The organism is Vibrio rumoiensis, assembly GCF_002218045.2.
GTDB classification, from domain to species: domain Bacteria; phylum Pseudomonadota; class Gammaproteobacteria; order Enterobacterales; family Vibrionaceae; genus Vibrio; species Vibrio rumoiensis.
In genome coordinates, this window is the sequence record NZ_AP018685.1 from 135,169 (window position 1) to 155,006 (window position 19,838).

15 protein-coding genes and 5 tRNA genes are annotated in these 19,838 nt (G+C 43.1%); 13 read left to right on the forward strand and 7 right to left on the reverse strand.

The features are described 5' to 3' along the window. Window positions 1-71: 71 nt before the first annotated feature. Complete coding sequence (locus VRUMOI_RS00655) at window positions 72-485, reverse strand: c-type cytochrome (RefSeq protein WP_089138774.1); 414 nt, start codon at window positions 483-485, stop codon at window positions 72-74. A gap of 286 nt (window positions 486-771) precedes the next feature. Here VRUMOI_RS00655 and VRUMOI_RS00660 point away from each other — a divergent pair. The 10 genes from VRUMOI_RS00660 to VRUMOI_RS00705 all read left to right on the forward strand — a co-directional run bounded on the left by VRUMOI_RS00660 (window position 772) and on the right by VRUMOI_RS00705 (window position 8,798). Beyond that, window positions 772-848 (forward strand) — tRNA-Arg (locus VRUMOI_RS00660). Between the two features lie 30 nt (window positions 849-878). Next, window positions 879-954 (forward strand) — tRNA-His (locus VRUMOI_RS00665). Window positions 955-1,049: 95 nt separating this feature from the next. After that, window positions 1,050-1,126 (forward strand) — tRNA-Pro (locus tag VRUMOI_RS00670). 39 nt (window positions 1,127-1,165) lie between these two features. Continuing rightward, window positions 1,166-1,241, forward strand: a tRNA-His gene (locus tag VRUMOI_RS00675). A 95-nt stretch (window positions 1,242-1,336) separates the two neighbouring features. Beyond that, window positions 1,337-1,413: transfer RNA gene (locus VRUMOI_RS00680), tRNA-Pro, on the forward strand. A gap of 834 nt (window positions 1,414-2,247) precedes the next feature. Continuing rightward, on the forward strand, window positions 2,248-3,963 hold the full coding sequence (locus VRUMOI_RS00685; RefSeq protein WP_089138819.1) for a dipeptide ABC transporter ATP-binding protein: 1,716 nt from the start codon (window positions 2,248-2,250) through the stop codon (window positions 3,961-3,963). Between the two features lie 111 nt (window positions 3,964-4,074). Further along, window positions 4,075-5,622 (forward strand): ABC transporter substrate-binding protein, encoded by a 1,548-nt coding sequence (locus tag VRUMOI_RS00690; RefSeq protein ID WP_089138775.1) that lies wholly within the window; start codon window positions 4,075-4,077, stop codon window positions 5,620-5,622. A 149-nt stretch (window positions 5,623-5,771) separates the two neighbouring features. Beyond that, window positions 5,772-6,755, forward strand: a complete 984-nt coding sequence (locus tag VRUMOI_RS00695; protein WP_089138776.1) for an ABC transporter permease — start codon at window positions 5,772-5,774, stop codon at window positions 6,753-6,755. Between the two features lie 2 nt (window positions 6,756-6,757). Next, entirely contained in the window at window positions 6,758-7,702 is a 945-nt protein-coding gene (locus VRUMOI_RS00700) for an ABC transporter permease (protein ID WP_089138777.1), read from the forward strand. 115 nt (window positions 7,703-7,817) lie between these two features. Beyond that, window positions 7,818-8,798 carry a Gfo/Idh/MocA family protein gene (locus VRUMOI_RS00705; RefSeq protein ID WP_089138778.1) on the forward strand — a complete coding sequence of 327 codons (981 nt, stop codon included), beginning with the start codon at window positions 7,818-7,820 and terminating at the stop codon, window positions 8,796-8,798. Window positions 8,799-8,913: 115 nt separating this feature from the next. Here the strand turns inward: VRUMOI_RS00705 and VRUMOI_RS00710 are convergent, their stop codons facing one another. From VRUMOI_RS00710 to VRUMOI_RS00730, 5 genes are all read right to left on the reverse strand, one after another. Beyond that, entirely contained in the window at window positions 8,914-10,044 is a 1,131-nt protein-coding gene (locus VRUMOI_RS00710) for an outer membrane beta-barrel protein (protein WP_089138779.1), read from the reverse strand. Window positions 10,045-10,245: 201 nt separating this feature from the next. After that, window positions 10,246-10,887: an outer membrane beta-barrel protein gene (locus VRUMOI_RS00715; protein ID WP_089138780.1), complete on the reverse strand. Its 642-nt coding sequence runs from the start codon at window positions 10,885-10,887 to the stop codon at window positions 10,246-10,248. Window positions 10,888-10,962: 75 nt separating this feature from the next. Then, window positions 10,963-12,114: a hypothetical protein gene (locus VRUMOI_RS00720; RefSeq protein ID WP_089138781.1), complete on the reverse strand. Its 1,152-nt coding sequence runs from the start codon at window positions 12,112-12,114 to the stop codon at window positions 10,963-10,965. 326 nt (window positions 12,115-12,440) lie between these two features. After that, window positions 12,441-13,796: a glutathione-disulfide reductase gene (gene gorA, locus VRUMOI_RS00725; protein WP_089138782.1), complete on the reverse strand. Its 1,356-nt coding sequence runs from the start codon at window positions 13,794-13,796 to the stop codon at window positions 12,441-12,443. A 100-nt stretch (window positions 13,797-13,896) separates the two neighbouring features. Next, entirely contained in the window at window positions 13,897-14,733 is an 837-nt protein-coding gene (locus VRUMOI_RS00730) for a 23S rRNA (adenine(2030)-N(6))-methyltransferase RlmJ (RefSeq protein ID WP_089138783.1), read from the reverse strand. Between the two features lie 272 nt (window positions 14,734-15,005). Between VRUMOI_RS00730 and prlC the strand changes: the two genes are divergently transcribed. Then, the gene (gene prlC, locus VRUMOI_RS00735) at window positions 15,006-17,060 is read left to right on the forward strand and encodes an oligopeptidase A (RefSeq protein ID WP_089138784.1); all 2,055 of its coding nucleotides are present in this window, start codon (window positions 15,006-15,008) and stop codon (window positions 17,058-17,060) included. 245 nt (window positions 17,061-17,305) lie between these two features. Beyond that, window positions 17,306-18,160 (forward strand): AraC family transcriptional regulator, encoded by an 855-nt coding sequence (locus VRUMOI_RS00740; RefSeq protein WP_089138785.1) that lies wholly within the window; start codon window positions 17,306-17,308, stop codon window positions 18,158-18,160. Here VRUMOI_RS00740 and VRUMOI_RS00745 read toward each other — a convergent pair. Next, a complete protein-coding gene (locus tag VRUMOI_RS00745; RefSeq protein WP_089138786.1) occupies window positions 18,149-19,036 on the reverse strand; it encodes an ArgP/LysG family DNA-binding transcriptional regulator in 888 nt (295 codons plus the stop codon). The genes VRUMOI_RS00740 and VRUMOI_RS00745 overlap by 12 nt on opposite strands. A gap of 108 nt (window positions 19,037-19,144) precedes the next feature. Here VRUMOI_RS00745 and VRUMOI_RS00750 point away from each other — a divergent pair, with 108 nt between their 5' ends. Next, the gene (locus VRUMOI_RS00750) at window positions 19,145-19,768 is read left to right on the forward strand and encodes a LysE/ArgO family amino acid transporter (RefSeq protein WP_089138787.1); all 624 of its coding nucleotides are present in this window, start codon (window positions 19,145-19,147) and stop codon (window positions 19,766-19,768) included. The last annotated feature ends 70 nt before the right edge of the window (window positions 19,769-19,838 follow it).

Below are 19,838 nucleotides of genomic sequence, written 5' to 3' on the forward strand. Positions count from 1 at the left end.
ATCTTCATTGTAGAGATAAACCCATGACGCATTGCGAGCCATGGGTTTTTTATTGATCGTTTGGTAATAAATTATAAACCTGCTGCCATGTGCTCAATAGCGGCTTTGATTTCATCATCAGAACAATCCATACACGTTCCTTTTGGAGGCATGGCATTAAAACCTTCAATTGCGTGCTTGATTAAGGTTGCTTCACCTTGTGCAACACGCGGTGCCCAATCACCAGCATCACCTTTTTTCGGTGCTCCGCTCACGCCTGTACCGTGACAAGCCACACAGAAAGTGCCATACACTGCAGCACCATCGCGAGGGCCTGATGCTTCAGCCGCTGCTGGCTCACTACCTGCAAGGTAGACATCTCCAACGGGTTTTATGCGATCAGCGATCGCGGCTCGTTCGCTATCACTTATTCCAGAAGCAAAAGTGAAAGATGAAAAGGTTAGTGTGGCGGTCAGTATCATTAAAGTTTGGCGAATCATATCCATAAACTCACTATATGCTTAGGTCAATAAAAAGACCTAGATAAAAACAAAGCTTCATTACTCTCGAAAAAGCAGTATATCGTTATAAATTTGTAAATAGGAGGTGATTGTAGCCTTTTACTATGTTGCCATAAACTATAAGATTGTCGTGACATGGTGTGCGTCACATCCTAAATACGTTTATTTATTGCTTAATTGCTGAAAAACGCATCAAACAGTAAAAAAAGTGCAAAAAACACTAGACGCCCTAGTGCGATATACGTATTATTCCACTCCGCCGATAGGGCATGCGCCCGTAGCTCAGCTGGATAGAGCGTTGCCCTCCGGAGGCAAAGGTCGAAGGTTCGAATCCTTTCGGGCGTGCCATTCGGAAGCGGAAAATCGGTAAAAATAGTGGTGGCTGTAGCTCAGTTGGTAGAGTCCCGGATTGTGATTCCGGTTGTCGCGGGTTCAAGCCCCGTCAGCCACCCCATATTATGGTAACCTTGAGTTTCCAGTTTCGATTTATCGAGGCGAAATGCTTAAATTAGTTACCCAGCTAATTGTTAATAGGCAAAGTGAAACATTCGGTGAATAGCGCAGCTTGGTAGCGCATCTGGTTTGGGACCAGAGGGTCGGGGGTTCGAATCCCTCTTCACCGACCATATTTTAAAGCCTCACTTATGAGTGAGGCTTTAACTTTGGTGGCTATAGCTCAGTTGGTAGAGTCCCGGATTGTGATTCCGGTTGTCGCGGGTTCAAACCCCGTTAGCCACCCCATATTATGGTAACCTAGAGTTCCCAGTTTCGATTTATCGAGGCGAAATGCTTAAATTAGTTACCCAGCTAATTATTACTAGGCAAAGTAAAACATTCGGTGAATAGCGCAGCTTGGTAGCGCATCTGGTTTGGGACCAGAGGGTCGGGGGTTCGAATCCCTCTTCACCGACCACTTTGAAAAAGCCACATCGAAAGGTGTGGCTTTTTTACATTTAAGCCCGACGAGTCGGGGATTCGCCAGTATTAGAATCGTGGCTCTTCACCGACCACTTTGAAAAAGCCACATCGAAAGGTGTGGCTTTTTTGCATTTAAGTCCGACGAGTCGGAGGTTCGCTAGTATTAGAATCTTGGCTCTTCACCGATCACTTTGAAAAAGCCACATCGAAAGGTGTGGCTTTTTTGCGTTTAAGCCCGACGAGTCGGGGGTTCGCCAGTATTAGAATCTTGGCTCTTCACCGGCTACTTTTAAAAACCACATAAGCAATGATGTGGTTGTTTTTCGTTTTAACCCTTTCTTGACTTCGATTGAAAGTGCAAACCGGTAGCTTTTTATATCAAGCACTCAATATATTTTTAGCGACTCGATTGATCGATGAATATTGATCTGAAGTAATCGGCTTAAAAAATGACTGGTTATCGATTTAATTTTTATACTTATGTATCTCCCAGCCTTATTACTTTGATTTTCACAACATGATGTGCTTATTTATGCATTATTGAGATTATTTTCCTCTGTGATCTCCTGCATACTTTTCAGGCTAAATCTGTTGTGTTGTTTATTTTGTCAGCAATATTATCTATGCTCTGTTGAATTTTTGTTAATAAATGTGCTTAAGGCGGCTTTTTTTGCCGTTTAATATGCTGTTTTATTGCATTTTCATTAATTGTTTGCCAAATTGGAATGCACAATTTGTCTCCCCTCTCTTTATTGATGGGGATTACAACGAATGGATTCGTTTTTTTACAGACAAGGCAGAAAGCTGTCAAAGCAGTAGAGGTCTGGTAATGCCACTTTTAGAAGTTAAAGATCTGCGGATTGAATATCCGTCACGTCACGGTGTTCACGCCGCGGTAAAATCCCTTTCTTTCAGCATTGAACGCGGCGAAATCGTCGGTGTTGTTGGTGAATCTGGTGCAGGAAAATCAACCGTCGGTAACGCGGTCATTGATCTGTTAAGCCCTCCAGGACGAATCGCTGGTGGCGATGTTTTCTTGGATGGAGAGAAAATCTCAGGTTTAACACCTGAGCAAATGCGTTCAGTACGTGGTTCGAAAATTGGATTTATTTTTCAAGATCCAATGACATCGCTAAATCCACTGTTTACGGTTGAGCATCAATTAACCGAAACTATTCATGCCAATATGAAAGTATCGGAAAAAGAAGCTTACAAACGCGCATTACACCTAATGAATCAGGTTGGAATTCCTCAGCCTGAAAACCGCTTAAAACAATACCCACATCAGTTTTCTGGTGGGATGCGTCAGCGTGTGGTGATTGCCATTGCATTGGCAGGGGAACCTGACTTAATTATTGCCGATGAACCTACCACGGCTCTTGATGTTTCTATTCAAGATCAAATTCTTTGCCTTATCCGAGAGCTATGCATTAAGAATAATGTCGGCTGTATGCTGGTGACTCATGATATGGGCGTTGTCTCTAACGTTACCGATAAAGTGGCTGTGATGTATCGTGGCGATTTAGTCGAGTTTGGTCCTACTGCTAAAGTTCTTGGCACGCCAGAACACTCTTATACACGTAGTTTGATATCCGCGGTCCCTCGTTCAGATAAAAAATTCGACCGATTTCCATTGGTGAGTTATATCGAAGAAGCCCATGAACTAGAACCTTTAGATGTTAAAACTCACTGGCTTGGTCAAAGCCAAGATCAGCGTGATTATACGGGGCCATTATTGAATGTCGAAAATGTTAGCCTACGCTTTACCACGAAAGACTCGTTTTTCGAATCTCGTCGAGAGTATGTTCAAGCTTCCAATAATGTCAGTTTTGAAGTTTATGAAGGTGAGACGTTTGGTCTGGTAGGTGAATCCGGTTCTGGTAAATCGACGATTGCTCGTGTTATTGCCGGTTTATATGCACCGAATGAGGGCAAAGTAACCTTTGAAGGGATTGATTTAACTGCGATTAAATCCGAACGTGAGCGTCGACCATTCCGCCGCCAAATGCAAATGGTGTTCCAGAACCCTTATACCTCGATGAACCCACGGATGAAAATTTTCGACATCATTGCCGAGCCGATTCGCTTTCATAAATTAACCCGTGATGAGAAGGAAACTCGTAAGATCGTACACGATCTATTAGATCACGTTGGTTTAGGCCGCATGGCTGGGGTGAAATATCCGCATGAGTTCTCGGGGGGGCAACGTCAGAGAATTTCGATTGCTCGCGCTTTAGCGACGCGTCCTCGTTTATTGATTTGTGATGAACCGACTTCCGCACTCGATGTATCCGTTCAGGCACAGATCTTGAATCTATTAAAGGACTTACAAGATGAGCTGAATTTAACCATGTTATTTATCAGCCATGATTTACCGGTTATTCGTCAAATGTGTGATCGAATAGGTGTGATGAAAATGGGGCAATTATTGGAAGTGTCTCCAACCGAGCAATTATTTACTGAGCCTCAACATGAGTACAGTAAACAACTCATTTCTTTAATGCCGGAATTTACCGGGTTACGAGAAGACATTAAAACTGCTTAATCACAGTTTTAATTAGTGCTGTGAATACAGACAAGTTACAGATGTAGAAATACGACATTTACACTCTAAATAAAAACAAGGGATGTCCTCCCGCATGAAGGAGTTATGCAAATGAAAATGATGAAGACCAAATTGACAGTGGCTTTAATGGCAGCTGGTTTGAGTTTTAATGCGCTTGCTGCCGATATTACGGTTGCCTATGATGCTGATCCAGTATCGCTTGACCCACATGAGCAGCTGTCTGGTGGTACGCTTCAACTTTCTCACATGGTATTTGATCCACTGGTTCGTTATACCCAATCACTAGAGTTTGAACCTCGTCTTGCTACAAAGTGGGAGCGTATTGATGATCACACTATGCGTTTTCATTTGCGTGAAGGCGTAAAATTCCACTCAGGCAATACAATGACGGCTGATGATGTGATTTGGACCTTTAAGCGCCTACAACAATCGGCAGACTTTAAAGGTATCTTCACGCCATTTACCGATATGGTAAAAGTGGATGATTACACCATTGATATTAAAACCGATGAAGGTTTCCCATTGGTGCTGCAAACGGCCACTTACATCTTCCCAATGGACAGCAAGTTCTACTCAGAGTCACCAGATAAAGGTGAAATCGTTAAGCACGGTAACTCTTTCGCTTCTACCCATGAATCAGGTACTGGCCCATTTATCGTTTCTTCTCGTGAACAAGGCGTTAAAGTCGACTTCACTCGCTTTAAAGATTATTGGGACAAAGACAGCAAAGGTAATGTTGATCACTTAACACTAAAACCAATCAAAGAAAATGCGACACGTGTTGCGGCACTACTTTCTGGTGGTGTGGATATGATTGCTCCGGTTGCTCCTAATGACCAAGAGCGTGTTAAAGATGCTAAAGGTTTCGATCTCGTCACTTTACCTGGTACGCGTATTATTTCGTTCCAATTAAACCAAGACAGTAATCCGGCACTAAAAGACGTCCGAGTACGTAAAGCGATTGTGTATGCCATCAATAATGAAGGTATCGCAAAACGTATTATGAAAGGTTTTGCAACGGCTGCTGGCCAACAAAGCCCTGAAGGTTACGCAGGCTACAATCCGGATCTTAAACCTCGCTACGATCTGAAAAAAGCCAAAGAGTTAATGAAAGAAGCCGGTTATGAGAAAGGCTTTAGCATGACGATGATCGCGCCGAATAACCGTTATGTGAATGATGCGAAAATCGCGCAAGCGACGGCTGCAATGCTATCGAAAATTGGTATTAAAGTTGACCTCAAAACCATGCCAAAAGCGCAATACTGGCCTGAGTTTGATAAATGTGCAGCAGACATGCTGATGATCGGTTGGCACTCCGATACCGAAGATTCTGCAAACTTAACTGAATTCTTAACCATGACTCGTAACGAAGAAACTGGTAAAGGTCAGTACAACTGTGGCCACTACTCGAACCCAGAAGTGGATAAGTTAATCGCAGAAGCGAACGTGAATACCGATCCATCATCTCGTGCACAGCAACTACAAAAAGTAGAAGCGATTTTGTACAAAGATGCGGCATTTGTTCCACTACATTGGGAAAACCTAGCATGGGCTGCGAAGTCTAATGTTCATATTGCACCTATCGTGAACGGCATGAACTTCCCATACTTCGGTGATTTAGTCGTAGATGAAAAATAAGCTAATGTAATGCAGTTAATGCGTTGTTATTAGTGAACAATAGGCCGTATGCTCTTCGAAACTCGGTATACGGCCCTATAAAAATAAGCTGGTTACTTCTGAGAAATATGGAGCTAACCAGCATTTAATGGATTATTAAGGGGCAAGGAATGTTTACGTTTCTGGTCAAGCGCCTGTTTCAGGCACTGATAGTGATGTTTGTGATCAGTTTGGTTGCGTTTTCCATACAGGATAACCTAGGTGACCCGTTGCGTGAGCTTGTCGGACAGTCTGTCTCACAAGCTGAACGTGATGCTTTACGTGATGAAATGGGGCTTAATGACCCGTTTATCGTGAAATATCATCGTTTTGTCGTCAATGCATTGCATGGCGATCTTGGTACGTCTTACTTTTTCAAAAAGCCCGCCGCGGAAGTCATTCTTGAAAAGCTGGTGGCAACCTTAGAATTAGTGTTTGGTGCCTCTCTTATTATCGTATTCTTATCTATCCCGCTCGGGGTGTATTCCGCGATTCACCCGAAGAGTATTTTAACCAAAGTCATTATGGGCTTTAGTAGTATTGGTATTTCTATCCCGGTGTTTTTAACCGCCATCATGTTGATGTATGTCTTTTCGATTGAGTTGGGCTGGCTGCCGTCTTATGGTCGTGGTGAGACAGTCGAAGTGTTGGGCAGTGGCTGGCATTCTGGTTTATTTACCCTTGATGGTCTAGCGCATCTTGCTCTGCCTTGTATTTCACTTGCATCGATTATGCTGCCTCTGTTTATTCGTTTGGTACGCTCTGAAATGCTGGAAGTGCTTGGTTCGGAATACATTAAATTTTGTCGAGCGAAAGGCTTGGCGATGAACAAAATTTATTACCAACATGCACTGAAAAATACCATGCTACCGGTACTTACCGTAGGTGGTGTGCAGATTGGTACTATGGTGGCGTACACCATTTTGACCGAAACCGTATTCCAATGGCCGGGTACTGGCTTTCTTTTCCTAGAAGCGATTAACCGTGTAGATACACCGTTAATTACCGCTTACGTTATCTTCGTTGGTTTGATCTTTGTCGTGACCAATACCATCGTCGATTTACTTTATGGCTTGGTGAACCCAACCGTCAACATCACAGGAAAAGGAGCATAATTATGAATCAGCAAACTTCATCGATTGTTCCTACTCGTTGGGAACGCTTTAAACAATCCGATATCTTGTATTACTTCTTACGTGACAAAGTGGCGATGGTCAGCTTTGCGGTATTTATGGCGTTTTTTGTGGCGGCTATTTTATCGCCTTGGATTGCACCCACGAACCCGTATGATTTAACTTCAATTGATATCATGAACTCTGAATTGCCTCCATCTTGGATGGATGGTGGCGATAGCGCATTCTGGTTAGGAACCGATGACCAAGGGCGCGATATCTTTTCGACCATTTTGTATGGTTCGCGCTTGTCATTGATGATCGGTTTTTGTGCCGTAGCAGTGCAGTTGTTTTTAGGCATCATTATTGGTCTGTCTGCTGGTTACTTCGGTGGCCGTATTGATAGCTTTTTGATGCGCTTTGCCGATGTGCAATTATCGTTTTCGACTATGATGGTGGCGATCATTGTGTCGGCTATCTTCAAAGCGAGCTTTGGCGGTGAGTTTTATAGCCAATATGCTGTGTTGATGCTGATCGTGATTATCGGTGTCGCAGAGTGGCCGCAGTATGCCCGTACCATTCGTGCTTCAGTATTAGCCGAGAAGAAGAAAGAATATGTCGAAGCGGCGCGTGTAATGGGTTTCCGTTCACCACGCATTATGTTCCGCCATATTTTGCCGAACTGTTTATCACCAATTTTGGTAATTTCAACAGTACAGATCGCGAATGCGATCATGTCGGAAGCCGCGCTCTCTTTCTTAGGACTAGGCTTACCGGTTGACCAACCATCACTCGGTTCATTGATTAGTATTGGTTTTAACTACATTTTCTCAGGTTCTTGGTGGATTACTGCGTTTCCAGGTATCGTGTTGGTGACGATCGTATTGGTGATTAACTTACTAGGCGATTGGTTGCGTGATGTGTTTAACCCTAAATTGTATAAAGGGTAAGTCTTTCGATAAGGTTAAAAAAATTATCTAAGCGAAATAAATTTACGTATGATGCAAACCGTAGGAGATAACTTCTGCGGTTTTCTTTTTTTGAATAGAAAGTAAAAGGATCACTATGCTACGTCTAGCCATTATAGGGACAAACTGGATCACTGAGCGTTTTGTGCAAGCGGCATTAGAAGTCAATGAGTTTGAATTAACCGGCGTGTACTCTCGCACCGAAGCGCGAGCAGCCGAGTTTGCCGCGCCGTTTAACGCAAAAGCACAATGTTTTACTGATTTACAAGCGATGGCGCAAAGTGATGCGTTTGATGCGGTCTACATCGCTAGCCCGAACTCTCTGCACTATGAGCAAAGTGTGTTGATGCTAGAAAATGGCAAGCATGTGATTTGTGAAAAGCCGATTGCCTCGAATATCACCCAAGCCGAGCACATGTACCAAGTGGCAGAACAAAATGGCGTAGTGTTATTTGAAGCATTCAAAACCGAATACTTACCTAACTTTGGACTGATTAACCAACATCTCGATAAGCTTGGTAAATTGCATAAAGTGTTTATTAACTACTGCCAATATTCATCGCGTTATCAGCGCTATCTTGATGGTGAAAATCCGAATACCTTTAATCCTGAATTTTCGAATGGCTCAATCATGGATATCGGTTTCTACTGTGTATCCAGTGCAGTAGCGTTATTCGGTGAACCTCAACACATTAAAGCGAGCGCTCACTTACTTGAATCGGGTGTTGATGCACACGGTACGGTTATCCTGAGTTATCCAGAACATGATGTGGTGATTTCTCACTCTAAAGTGTCTGATTCGAATATCCCAAGTGAGATCCAGGGTGAAGCGGGTTCAATGATTATTGAGCACATTTCAGAATGCGATCATATTGTATTGAAATTGCGTGGTGAAGAAGCACAGACTCTGAGCGTTCCTCAAGTTGAAAACACCATGACTTATGAAGCTTCCATTTTTGCTGAGCAAATCAAGCGAGGTCAGCTGTGCCAAACAGCCAAAGCGAGAGCATTGGGAGTTTCGCGCATTAGCACTGAAGTGAGAAAGCAAGTTGGGGTCGTTTTCCCGGCGGATCAATAATCGCATTTCCAGCAGAGGTTGAAGCTAAATAAGCGCTATCTCTAAATAACAAAGCGCCAGTTAATCGAATTAGCTGGCGCTTTGTTGTTCATATTACAATAAGAAGAGTGAAAGCTTAGAATCGCCCATTGACCATTAAGATCATTTGTCGGCGATCGCCCACCACCCCAGTGTACTCAATGGCTGATGATAAATGTTTATTGATATTAAAGTTTACCCCTAAAATACCGCCCCATTTGTCGGTGTTTTCTTGGTCAACTTTAAATGCAATGGTATGTGGCGAATCGAAATCTCGAGAGGCCTCCATGGTTTCAAGGTTAAAGCCACCCGAAATCGTTTGATTACTATCCATATAACTCGCACCGGTGTACAGGTTTAACTCTAAGCCATGCTCGAGGGCAAAGGTATAGCCTACCCGAGGTTGAATGTTCAGTGTGCCACCCGATACATTGGTTTTTTTCATATTGGTTTGGGTATAAACGATAGGCATCGTATAAAACCAATCGCCACTAGCTCCTGCTAGCATCGCCCCAAAACTGTAGTTATAACCCTCAATCTCAGCTTCAGCATTGAGACGCCAAGGTTCACCATTAAAAATATCCGGTGGTGTATCTGGTTTCAGTGCACTACCTGCTCGGCATTTTACGGGGTTTTTGGCACAGTAAGCCTGTATGCCATCATTAATTGCATTGGTAACCGGATCGCTAGTTACCACGCTGCCTTTGGGCATACTCATCTTAATATCTATGGTGCCCTTAATTCGGCCAACGGTAGCAAACACATTGAGAAAAGGTAAAACCCATGCATCGAGTTTTAATTGGGGCGTGTTGGTTTTACTACGAAATCGATCAAAAGATAGAAAGTTAATATCAATATTTGCCGGGCCGCCATAGCCGACTTTCATATTGCTAATAGTCTGATCTTGCTCGATATAACTGTATAAAAAACTGACACCAAAAGGCAGAGGTAAATCGTAACCATTGTAAATAGCGACCTGCCCACCAATCGGTAATATTCTATCCCACACCTTATCTGAGTTAGCAGGGCGATTGGGCCCTGGGTTAATCACTTTAGGTTTACCCGTCTCCGCTGGGCTTTCTGTAACCATTGTTTTAGGGACAGTCGTGACTTCTCCAATTTGGCTAGCGGCATAAGCGTAAGAAAGCAAAGCACTGGCACTATAAGCAGCCATGATGGTTAATAGGCGTGTAATAGGATAATGCCAAAGATAAGGTCGGAGCGACATAGAATAAGTCCATTCATCTCTATTGTGACATTGATGGGGCGTTAAGTGACTATTATTAGTGTAGTAATAATTAACATCAATGTATTGGTATTTTGAAAATGATATGTTAAAGGATATTTACATTGATTACACACAAATTAGCTGGCTGAACAGTAAATATTTACCGTCAAGAATTAAGCATGAACAGCAATGTGTGAAAGGCTAGTTTGAAACGCGAATATAAAAACCAATATGACCATCGTGATCGTCGTAACTGGCTTTACCGCCCAATGCAATATTCTCGGTAAAGTAATAGTTCATTTCGGCAGACGTTTGTAGGTAAGCACGGTCATAGGCGTATTTTGCTCCGATGTCGGCCCCCATTTCAAGATTACGGCTCAAGCTATAGCGAAGCCCCGCTAATCCACGAACTCCAATACTATGATCATCATAATCGATACCGATAATTTCATCGGCAGTAGAGCTGGTATCACGATCTTTATACCAGTCATAACCTAATTCGCCACCAAATACGGCATCAAGGGAAGGATTAAGAGGTATGCGATATAGTGCACCAAATGCGAGATCACTTTGGTTGAATTTGGAGTCGTAAGCATCTTTACCAGTAGGAAAGTCACCATCATGAAGAAAGTAGTTTTGGTAATGGCCAGTAAAGATCCAATTTTCATTGATCATGTAACTGCCTGCTAATTTGATATCTAAACCATCGGTTTGCCAACCGGCACCAATTTGAAAATTATTGTAATTATAAGGCGAGTCGTAAGCTCGGTAATCTGGGTTGGTTAAGCTCGTGATTGGAGTTCCTGTCCAATACGAGAGTAACGAAAAAAGCAAAATGAACATAACTGAGTCTAATCCTTGAAGGCGATGTTTAAAATTCTACGTCAATGATGCTGATAAAAGACGAGTAAAAAATGCTTAAAAGCGAGTGTTAAGCATAAACAAGAACTGTTTACGGTCGCCGCCTAACCCGGTGTATTCTAAATCCGTGGATAAGTATTGATTAATATCGAGTGCAAATCCAATAATTCCGGCCCATGGTCGCTGATTTTCTTGATGGACGCTAAATGGCAAGCTGTTGTCAGCATGAATATCATCAACCGCTTTTCTTTCATCTAAGCTAAAGCTACCAAAGATATCTTGGCTGGTTTTCATATAACCGGCGCCAGTATAAATATTTAGCTTAGTTCCATAGTTTAAATCAAAGCCATAACCCACACGCGGTTGAATATTAATGGTATTGCCGTCCACACTGGTTTTTTTCATGCGAGTCTGAGTATAGGTAATTGGCATAGTATAAAACCACCGGCCTGAGGCTCCAGCAATTAGCGCACCAAAAGTATACGTGTAGCCATCTAATTCGGCTGATGGGTGAATATGCGCATCGCGCGAGAGTGTACTACCAATTTTCTCTCGTAATCTACGGCATGCGGCACCTGATATACCTGGATTACATGGGTTAAGGTGTGGTGCAATATCGTTAACAAGTCTCTCACCACCGATCGTCATATCTAAATCGGCATCTCCTTTGAGTTTACCGACCGTCGTAAAGATATTTAAAAAGGGGAGAACCCAAGCATCAAACTTGATTTGTGGTGTTTTGGTTGTGGTGTAGAAGTTATCGAATTTGAATAGATCTGGATTGATATCCGACATAGGAATTGATAAGCGACCGCCCAACGAGTTAGCCCCAACACGGATATTACTAATGTCTTGGTGTTGCTTTACTTGAGTGTATAAAAAGCTGATACCGAATGGCAGTGGGAGGTCATAACCATTATAAATGACTTGTTGGCCGCCAAATGGCAGAACATGATCCCAAACCCGCTTATTTTTTTTAGATGCTTCAGATTCCTGATGAGAGTGATTTGATGATGATGTTTGAATGGTTGATGAAAAGACGTCGCTATCATTAATCTCAGTTTGAGATGCTTGCTCGTTTGGTGAGAGCATGATGCTGGCCGAGGCTTGAGTTCCAGCATAGGCTGGTATAATACAGGCGAATGTCGCCCCAAGCACCGATATTAATCGAGGCAGCACTTCAAGAGGAGAAGAAAAAATTGGTTTCATGTGATGATGTCTTTTTATTATAGGTATAAATAGCGAAAAATATCGTCGTTATCCATAACTAAGTATCAGCGTAATAAAAAATGCGCTGACAATGAATCATCCTAATGCATTGGTATTGTTATATTGAAACTTGGGTTATCAGGCTATTTAGGCTGGCTGATAAAAAATAGCGAGGTGCTAAATTAACCCTATGATTACTGGTGTTATATTACACACTTGGGCAGTAAGTGTCACGGTTGTGATGAAAATCACTGAAATTAGGAAGCATTAAAAATAAAAAGCCCCACGAAAGAGTGAGGCTTCATCATCACGATTGGTGAGTTAAATTAACGCATGGTCACAAACTCTTCAGAGCCCGTTGGGTGAATCGCGACAACCGCGTCGAAATCGGCCTTGGTTGCGCCCATCTTCATTGCTACCGCAAAACCTTGGATCATTTCATCGACCGTGAAGCCAATGCCGTGGAGGCCAACCACTTTTTCATCTTCCCCAGCGCATACTAATTTCATTTTGCATGGCTGACGATGTGAAGTCACCGCGGTGTACATCGCTGTAAAACCTGAGGTGTACACTTTGATGTTGTCTTCACCGTATTGGGCTTTGGCATCTTGCTCGGTTAGACCAATCGTACCAATTGGTGGGTGGCTAAATACTACTGTTGGTACTAGGTCATAATCCATCTTAGCGTTGGTTTTACCGTTAAATAAACGCTCAGACAATTGACGACCCGCTTTTACCGCAACCGGAGTCAGCTCAATGCCGCCTTCCATGATGTCACCCACACAGTAGATGCCTTTGACATTGGTTTCTTGGTATTCATCCACTTTGATGTAGCCACGTTCGTTAGTAGCTACGCCGGTTACATCTAGGTTAATCGCATCAGTGGCAGGGTGGCGACCAATCGCCCAGATTAAAGTATCCACATTTTGGCTTTCACCGTTTTCTAGGTGTAGGGTAATGCTGCCGTCGGCTTCTTTAACCACTTCTTTAGGTACGGAATTCGTGTGTAGGGTTGGACCTTCAGTATTCATCACTTCCACTAAGGTCTCGACAATCATTGGATCGAAGCTACGTAGTGGGGATTCTTTACGGACAAAGAGATGGGTTTCTGTACCTAGTGCACTTAATACACCTGCAATCTCAACCGCGATATAGCCTGCACCCACCACAGCAACACGTTTTGGCTGCTCATTGAGCTCAAAGAAACCATTAGAATCAATACCGTGTTCAGCACCCGGAACGTTTGGAATGGTTGGACGGCCACCTACCGCGATCAGAATATGATCGGCGGTGTATAGCTCGCCGTTTACTTCAACGGTTTTTGCATCAACAAACTTAGCAAAGCCACGGATAACATTGATTTTGTTATTGCCGAGTACGCGATCGTAAGACTGGTGAATACGGCCAATATACGCTTGACGGTTTTCCACCATTTTGGCCCAGTTGAAACTTTTCAGTTCAACATCAAAGCCATAATCTTTGGAGTACAGGTTGATTGCTTCCGCCACTTGAGCGCCATGCCACATGACCTTTTTTGGTACACAACCCACGTTTACACAGGTGCCACCTAGGTCTTGAGCTTCGATCAGCGCCACTTTTGCGCCGTACATGGCTGCGCGATTCGCAGAAGCAATACCGCCGCTACCACCGCCAATACAAATATAATCAAAATGCGTTGTCATTCTGTTCTCCGTAACCTGTTATGTATATGTTGTTCATAATGAGGGTGCTGAATGGATTCTACAACCCTATTGTTATTCTGTTGTGACTTTGCCGCCGATTCTATTCTGGAACGATCCATTCGACTTTATGATGGCCAGTATTTGGTGCAATTGCTTGTTGCAGCATCGGTAAAATCTCAGTCATTTGGCTTTCTAATTTCCACGGTGGGTTAATTACGATCATACCCGAAGCGGTCATGCCTCGTTCCGTGCTGTCAGGAGACACACCGAGTTCAATTTGCAGAATTTTACGAATGCCTAAATCTTGCAGACCAGCAATCATGTCATCAATCGTGCTGCGATAGACCACAGGGTACCAAATTGCATACACACCGGTAGCCCAACGTTTATAACTTTGTGCGATGGCTTTCACCACATCTTGATATTCATGCGCCAACTCGTAAGGCGGATCGATCAACACTAAGCCGCGACGCTCTTTGGGTGGCAAACACGCTTTTAAGTGTTCGAAGCCATCTTTTTGATGAATGCTGACTTGGCGATCACGATGAAACTCTTGTTCTAAAAGCGGGTGATCGCTTGGGTGTAACTCAGTCAATACCATACGGTCATTGGGGCGTAAGTGAGCACGTGCTACGCGTGGAGAGCCCGGATAATAACGCAATTCGTCATCACCATTTAATGCTTTTATGGCCGCTAAGTAGCTGCTGACATCTTCCGGTAAATCTTGCCCCCAAATACGTGCAATGCCTTGTTTGTATTCGCCTGTTTTCTCCGACCATTCGTGGGTTAAGTCATAGCGGCCGACACCTGCATGGGTATCGTGGTATACGAAAGGCTTATCCTTTTGCTTAAGCGCATTTAAAATTAAGCTTTGTACGATGTGCTTTACGACATCGGCATGGTTGCCGGCGTGAAAACTATGGCGATAACTCAGCATGGTCTATCTCTTGGAATTGGGTCAATATTGTGTTCTATGATACCGAATATTATGGTGCCTTGCCTGATAAAAGAGAGCCCAAAGCAGTTTTTACTTTCAGTGCCATTGAAATTTGCCTCGTTAGGCTACATTTATACCGAGATAAGAGTTTATAAATATAGAAGAATCACTATACCCAAAGTCATTGGGGTTGCAGTCAGGCGATCGGCGAATGAACGCTGTCAACCAAGCAACGTCAAGTACAAAGGGGATACACGACTAAGGAAGCATTCATGTCTAATCCGTTACTCTCGTTCGTTGAATCTCAAGATGGTTTACCACCGTTTTCTCAAATTAAACCAGAACACGTACAACCTGCTGTAGAACAAGCGATTGCTGATTGCCGCGCGCAAGTTGAAAAGGTACTTGCTGGTGGCCTAACTCCAAGCTGGGATACCATCTGCGAGCCATTAACGGAAACCGATGATCGTTTAAGCCGTCTTTGGTCGCCTGTGAGCCACTTAAACTCGGTGCAAAATAGTGAAGCATTACGTGAAGCCTATGAAGCTTGTTTGCCTTTGTTATCTGAGTACGGCACTTGGGTTGGCCAACATAAAGGTTTGTATGAAGCGTATAAAGCCATTAAAGCAAGTGATGAATTTACAAGCCTTAATACCGCACAGCAAAAATCGATTACCGATGCCTTAAAAGACTTTGAATTATCGGGTATTGGTTTGCCTGCCGATCAACAAAAACGTTATGGCGAGATCAGCAAGCGCTTATCAGAACTGGGCTCTAAGTTCTCAAATAATGTGCTCGATGCCACTATGGGTTGGAGCAAACATATTACCGATGAGGCTGAGCTGGCGGGCATGCCAGAATCCGCAATGGCCGCAGCCAAAGCCAATGCCGAAGCGAAAGAATTAGACGGTTGGTTACTCACGCTAGAAATGCCATCTTACATTCCAGTGATGACTTATTGTGATAACCAAGCACTGCGCCAAGAAATGTATGAAGCGTTTGTGACTCGCGCCTCTGATCGTGGTCCAAATGCGGGTAAGTGGGACAACACTGAAGTGATGGCAGAAGAACTAAAACTGCGCCATGAAATCGCGCGTCTGCTTGGCTTTAACTCTTACGCTGAAAAATCACTGGCGACCAAAATGGCTGAAACGCCGGCGCAAGTGATGGAGTTTTTAAATAACTTAGCCACCAAAGCTAAGCCACAAGGTGAACGCGAAGTCGAAGAATTACGTCAATTCGCTGAGCAAGAATGTGGCGTGACCGAATTAAACCTGTGGGACATTGCGTACTACAGCGAAAAGCAGAAACAAAAACTGTTCCAAATTTCAGATGAAGAACTGCGTCCATATTTCCCAGAATCCAAAGCGGTTTCAGGCCTATTTGAAGTATTAAATCGTGTGTTTGGTATGACGGTTACCGAAAAGCAAGGCGTGGATGTATGGCATGACTCGGTACGTTTCTTTGAAATCACCGATAGCCAAGGCCAGTTGCGTGGTAGCTTTTACTTAGACTTATACGCTCGCGAGCACAAACGTGGCGGTGCTTGGATGGATGAGTGCCGGGTGCGTCGTCAACTTGCCGATGGTTCAACCCAATCGCCAGTGGCCTACTTAACTTGTAACTTCAACAAGCCTGTCGGTGGCAAGCCTGCACTATTTACTCATGATGAAGTGGTGACGTTATTCCACGAATTTGGTCACGGTATTCACCACATGCTGACGCAAGTTGATGTGGCGGCGGTATCGGGCATTAACGGTGTGCCTTGGGATGCGGTTGAATTGCCAAGTCAGTTCCTAGAAAACTGGTGCTGGGAAGAAGAAGCGCTATCGTTCATCTCGGGGCATTATGAAACGGGTGAACCTTTACCAAAAGCGATGCTCGATAAAATGCTCGCGGCGAAGAACTTCCAATCAGCGATGTTTATTTTACGTCAGTTAGAATTTGGTCTATTCGACTTCTCGCTGCATTCACAATACGACCCTGAAATTGGCGCAAAAGTGCTAGAAACTTTAGCGGAGGTGAAATCGAAAGTCGCGGTTCTGCCAAGCTTAGAGTGGAACCGTTTCTCTCATGCCTTCAGCCACATTTTTGCTGGTGGTTACAGCGCGGGTTACTACAGTTACTTATGGGCCGAATTGTTATCAAGTGATGCCTACTCTCGTTTTGAGGAAGAAGGGATTTTTAATAAACAAACGGGTCAGAGTTTCTTGAACAACATCCTAGAAATGGGCGGCAGTGAAGAGCCGATGGAATTGTTCAAACGCTTCCGCGGCCGTGAGCCACAAATTGATGCGCTATTGCGTCATGCGGGAATTGAGGGATAGGAAGAGCGGTTACTAGTCCCTAGTTTCTGGGCGTAGTCGTTGCAAATCGATAAGCGATCAATATTTTGTATTGGTCGCTTTTTTTATGAGTTAATTGGGGTCGTTTGCTCGGAAATGATAGGCGAGACTTATACTGATGTTTATCTCCGCAATTTAGGTTAAGTAAGCAATTTATTTTTATCTGATACTTGTTGGCGAAAGAGAGGTAAAGAGTGAATCAAAATAAACAACAGTATATACAGCGGATGCATAAGGTGTGTGAATACATATATCAAAACATTGATAACACACTGACTTATGAAGCGTTGAGCCAAGTTGCCCATTTTTCGAGCTTTCATTTCCATCGTCAGTTTTCAGCTATATTCGGTATGAGTACGACGACTTTTATAATGAAAGTAAGATTAAAGCGTGCAGCCTATCAATTGGTTTTTCAGCCACATAAAAGCATTACTGATATTGCTCTTGATGCCAGTTTTGATTACTTAGAATCTTTTTCGCGCGCCTTTAAGCGCCATTTTAACCAATCGCCATCTCAATTTCGTCGAGATCCGACATGGCCAGATTGGTATGAGCAATTTGATAGCAAGGTAGGAATTAAGATGAAAGATATTAATAACCACGCATTACTTGATGAAATCAGTGTCAAAAATTTAGAAACGATTTTGGTTGCCGTTAAAGAGCATTCGGGCTCACCAAGTTTATTGAATAACACGATTGGTCAATTTATTGATTGGCGTAAAAACACCATGCATTCACCCGTCGATTCTTCGCGAACGTTTGGCATTGTGTATAACGATCCCAATAACACCCCGGCGGAGCAATTTCGTTTTGATGTCTGTGGTGAAGTGCAACAAATGGTCGGCCAAAATCCATTCGGTATCGTAGATAAATCGATTGAAGGTGGGCGCTATGCTTGCTTGCGCCATATTGGCCCTCATTATTTAATGGACGATAAAATCTATTTTATTTTCGGCCAATGGTTGCCACAAAGTGGCGAAGAGCTCAGAGATCAACCGATGTTTTTTGAGTATAAGAATGTCTTTCCTGAAGTGGCAGAGCATGAACTTATTACGGATATTTATGTACCGTTAAAAGACTAGCGCTTTGGTGTTATTGGACATTAATACATCCGATAATTTATTCAATACCGAGCCGCTTTGGTGCCAATAATGCCAGTATAAAGGGACATGGATACCTTCTCGGTCGGGGAAAATATCCACGAGTTTATTGGCAAAAGGTTGAGCTTGAATCATAGGTAAGATGCCATAAGCTTGCCCACTTAAAATCATGTCGGCCAGCCCTTCGCTTGATGGGCAAATATGGTAGGGGAATTGGGTGGGTAAGCCCCATTTTTGAAACTGTTGTTTTTGTAATTTATCGTCAGCGCCAAAAATTACCGCAGGAGCAATCTGTAATATGTCAGCAAGATTTTGTTCCGATTGCGAAGTCTGGAAGTACCTTTTCTTAAAATCTGGTGAACAATAAAAACGGTATTCCATAGTGCCTAAATACTCACAACGAATACCTGCTAACGTCTTATTAGAGCTGCATAAACAGCCCATCGCTAACCCTTCTTCGAGATGCTTTAAGCCTTCACTTTGATCTTCAATTAAGATATCGAACATCACATTATGCTGTTGATGGAAGCTTTTGGTTGCTTTAAACCACCAAGTGGCAAGGCTGTCGGCATTGATGACTATTTTTAATGGATGCGAAACACCGTCTTCACCCAATAAATGATGCAATTCAAATTCAAGCTGTTTCACTTTCATGGCGTGATTAACCAGATTTTGTCCGGTTGGCGTTAGAGCTAAATTTTTGCCTCGTTGAACCAAAATAGATCCGACGCGTTGCTCTAGATTCGTGATTCGTTGGGAAATGGCAGATTGAGTGATGTTGAGCTCTTGCGCTGCTGCTTCAAAGCTTTTCAGTGCTGCAATTCTTTCTAATGATTCTAATAATTTGTAATCAAACATACTCACGCCAACTTAAGTTAATCTAATGAAGCTTTAATTATTTTAATTTTAACTTAAGTACTTTGTAGCGCAATATTAGTGTGAACAATAATCATTAGGGATAAAAACATGTTGAGCGTGGCACTAAAAGGCGCATTTGTATCAGGTAGCCTAATTGTGGCGATAGGTAGCCAAAATGCTTTTTTATTGAAATCAGGCCTTAAAAATAATTATGTGATGCTGGTGGCAACCATTTGTTTCATGGGTGACATTTTATTGATCAGTACTGGGGTGTTGGGAGTTGGTGTTTTACTGCAACAAGCGCCTATTTTGACCGAAATCTTAACTTTAATCGGTATCGCATTTTTATGTTGGTACGGTTGGCTGTCTGCTAAATCAGCGTGGCGTGGGCAAAGTCACTTAGATATTGATCACTCAGAAGTCAGTCGTAATTGGGTAAAAGTTGCAATGATGACTTTAGCCATGACCTTTTTAAATCCACATGTGTATCTTGATACGATTGTGGTTTTAGGTGGCATTACCTCCTCGCTTAATTTTGAAGAAAAACGTTGGTTCTTAGTGGGGGCGTTATCAGCCTCGGCAATTTGGTTCTATGGCGTGGCGTATATAGCTAAAAAGCTGATTCCACTGTTTGCCAATCCGAAAACATGGCAGGTGTTAGATAGCGTGATCGCGGTAATTATGTTTTCGATTGCTGTGGGGTTGGGGAAGACTTTAGTTTTTAGTTTTTAGTTTTTAGTTTTTAGTATCGAGGTGCGAGGACGCTTCGCTCGGGAGCCGAAAAGAGTGTGCGTGACTCGGT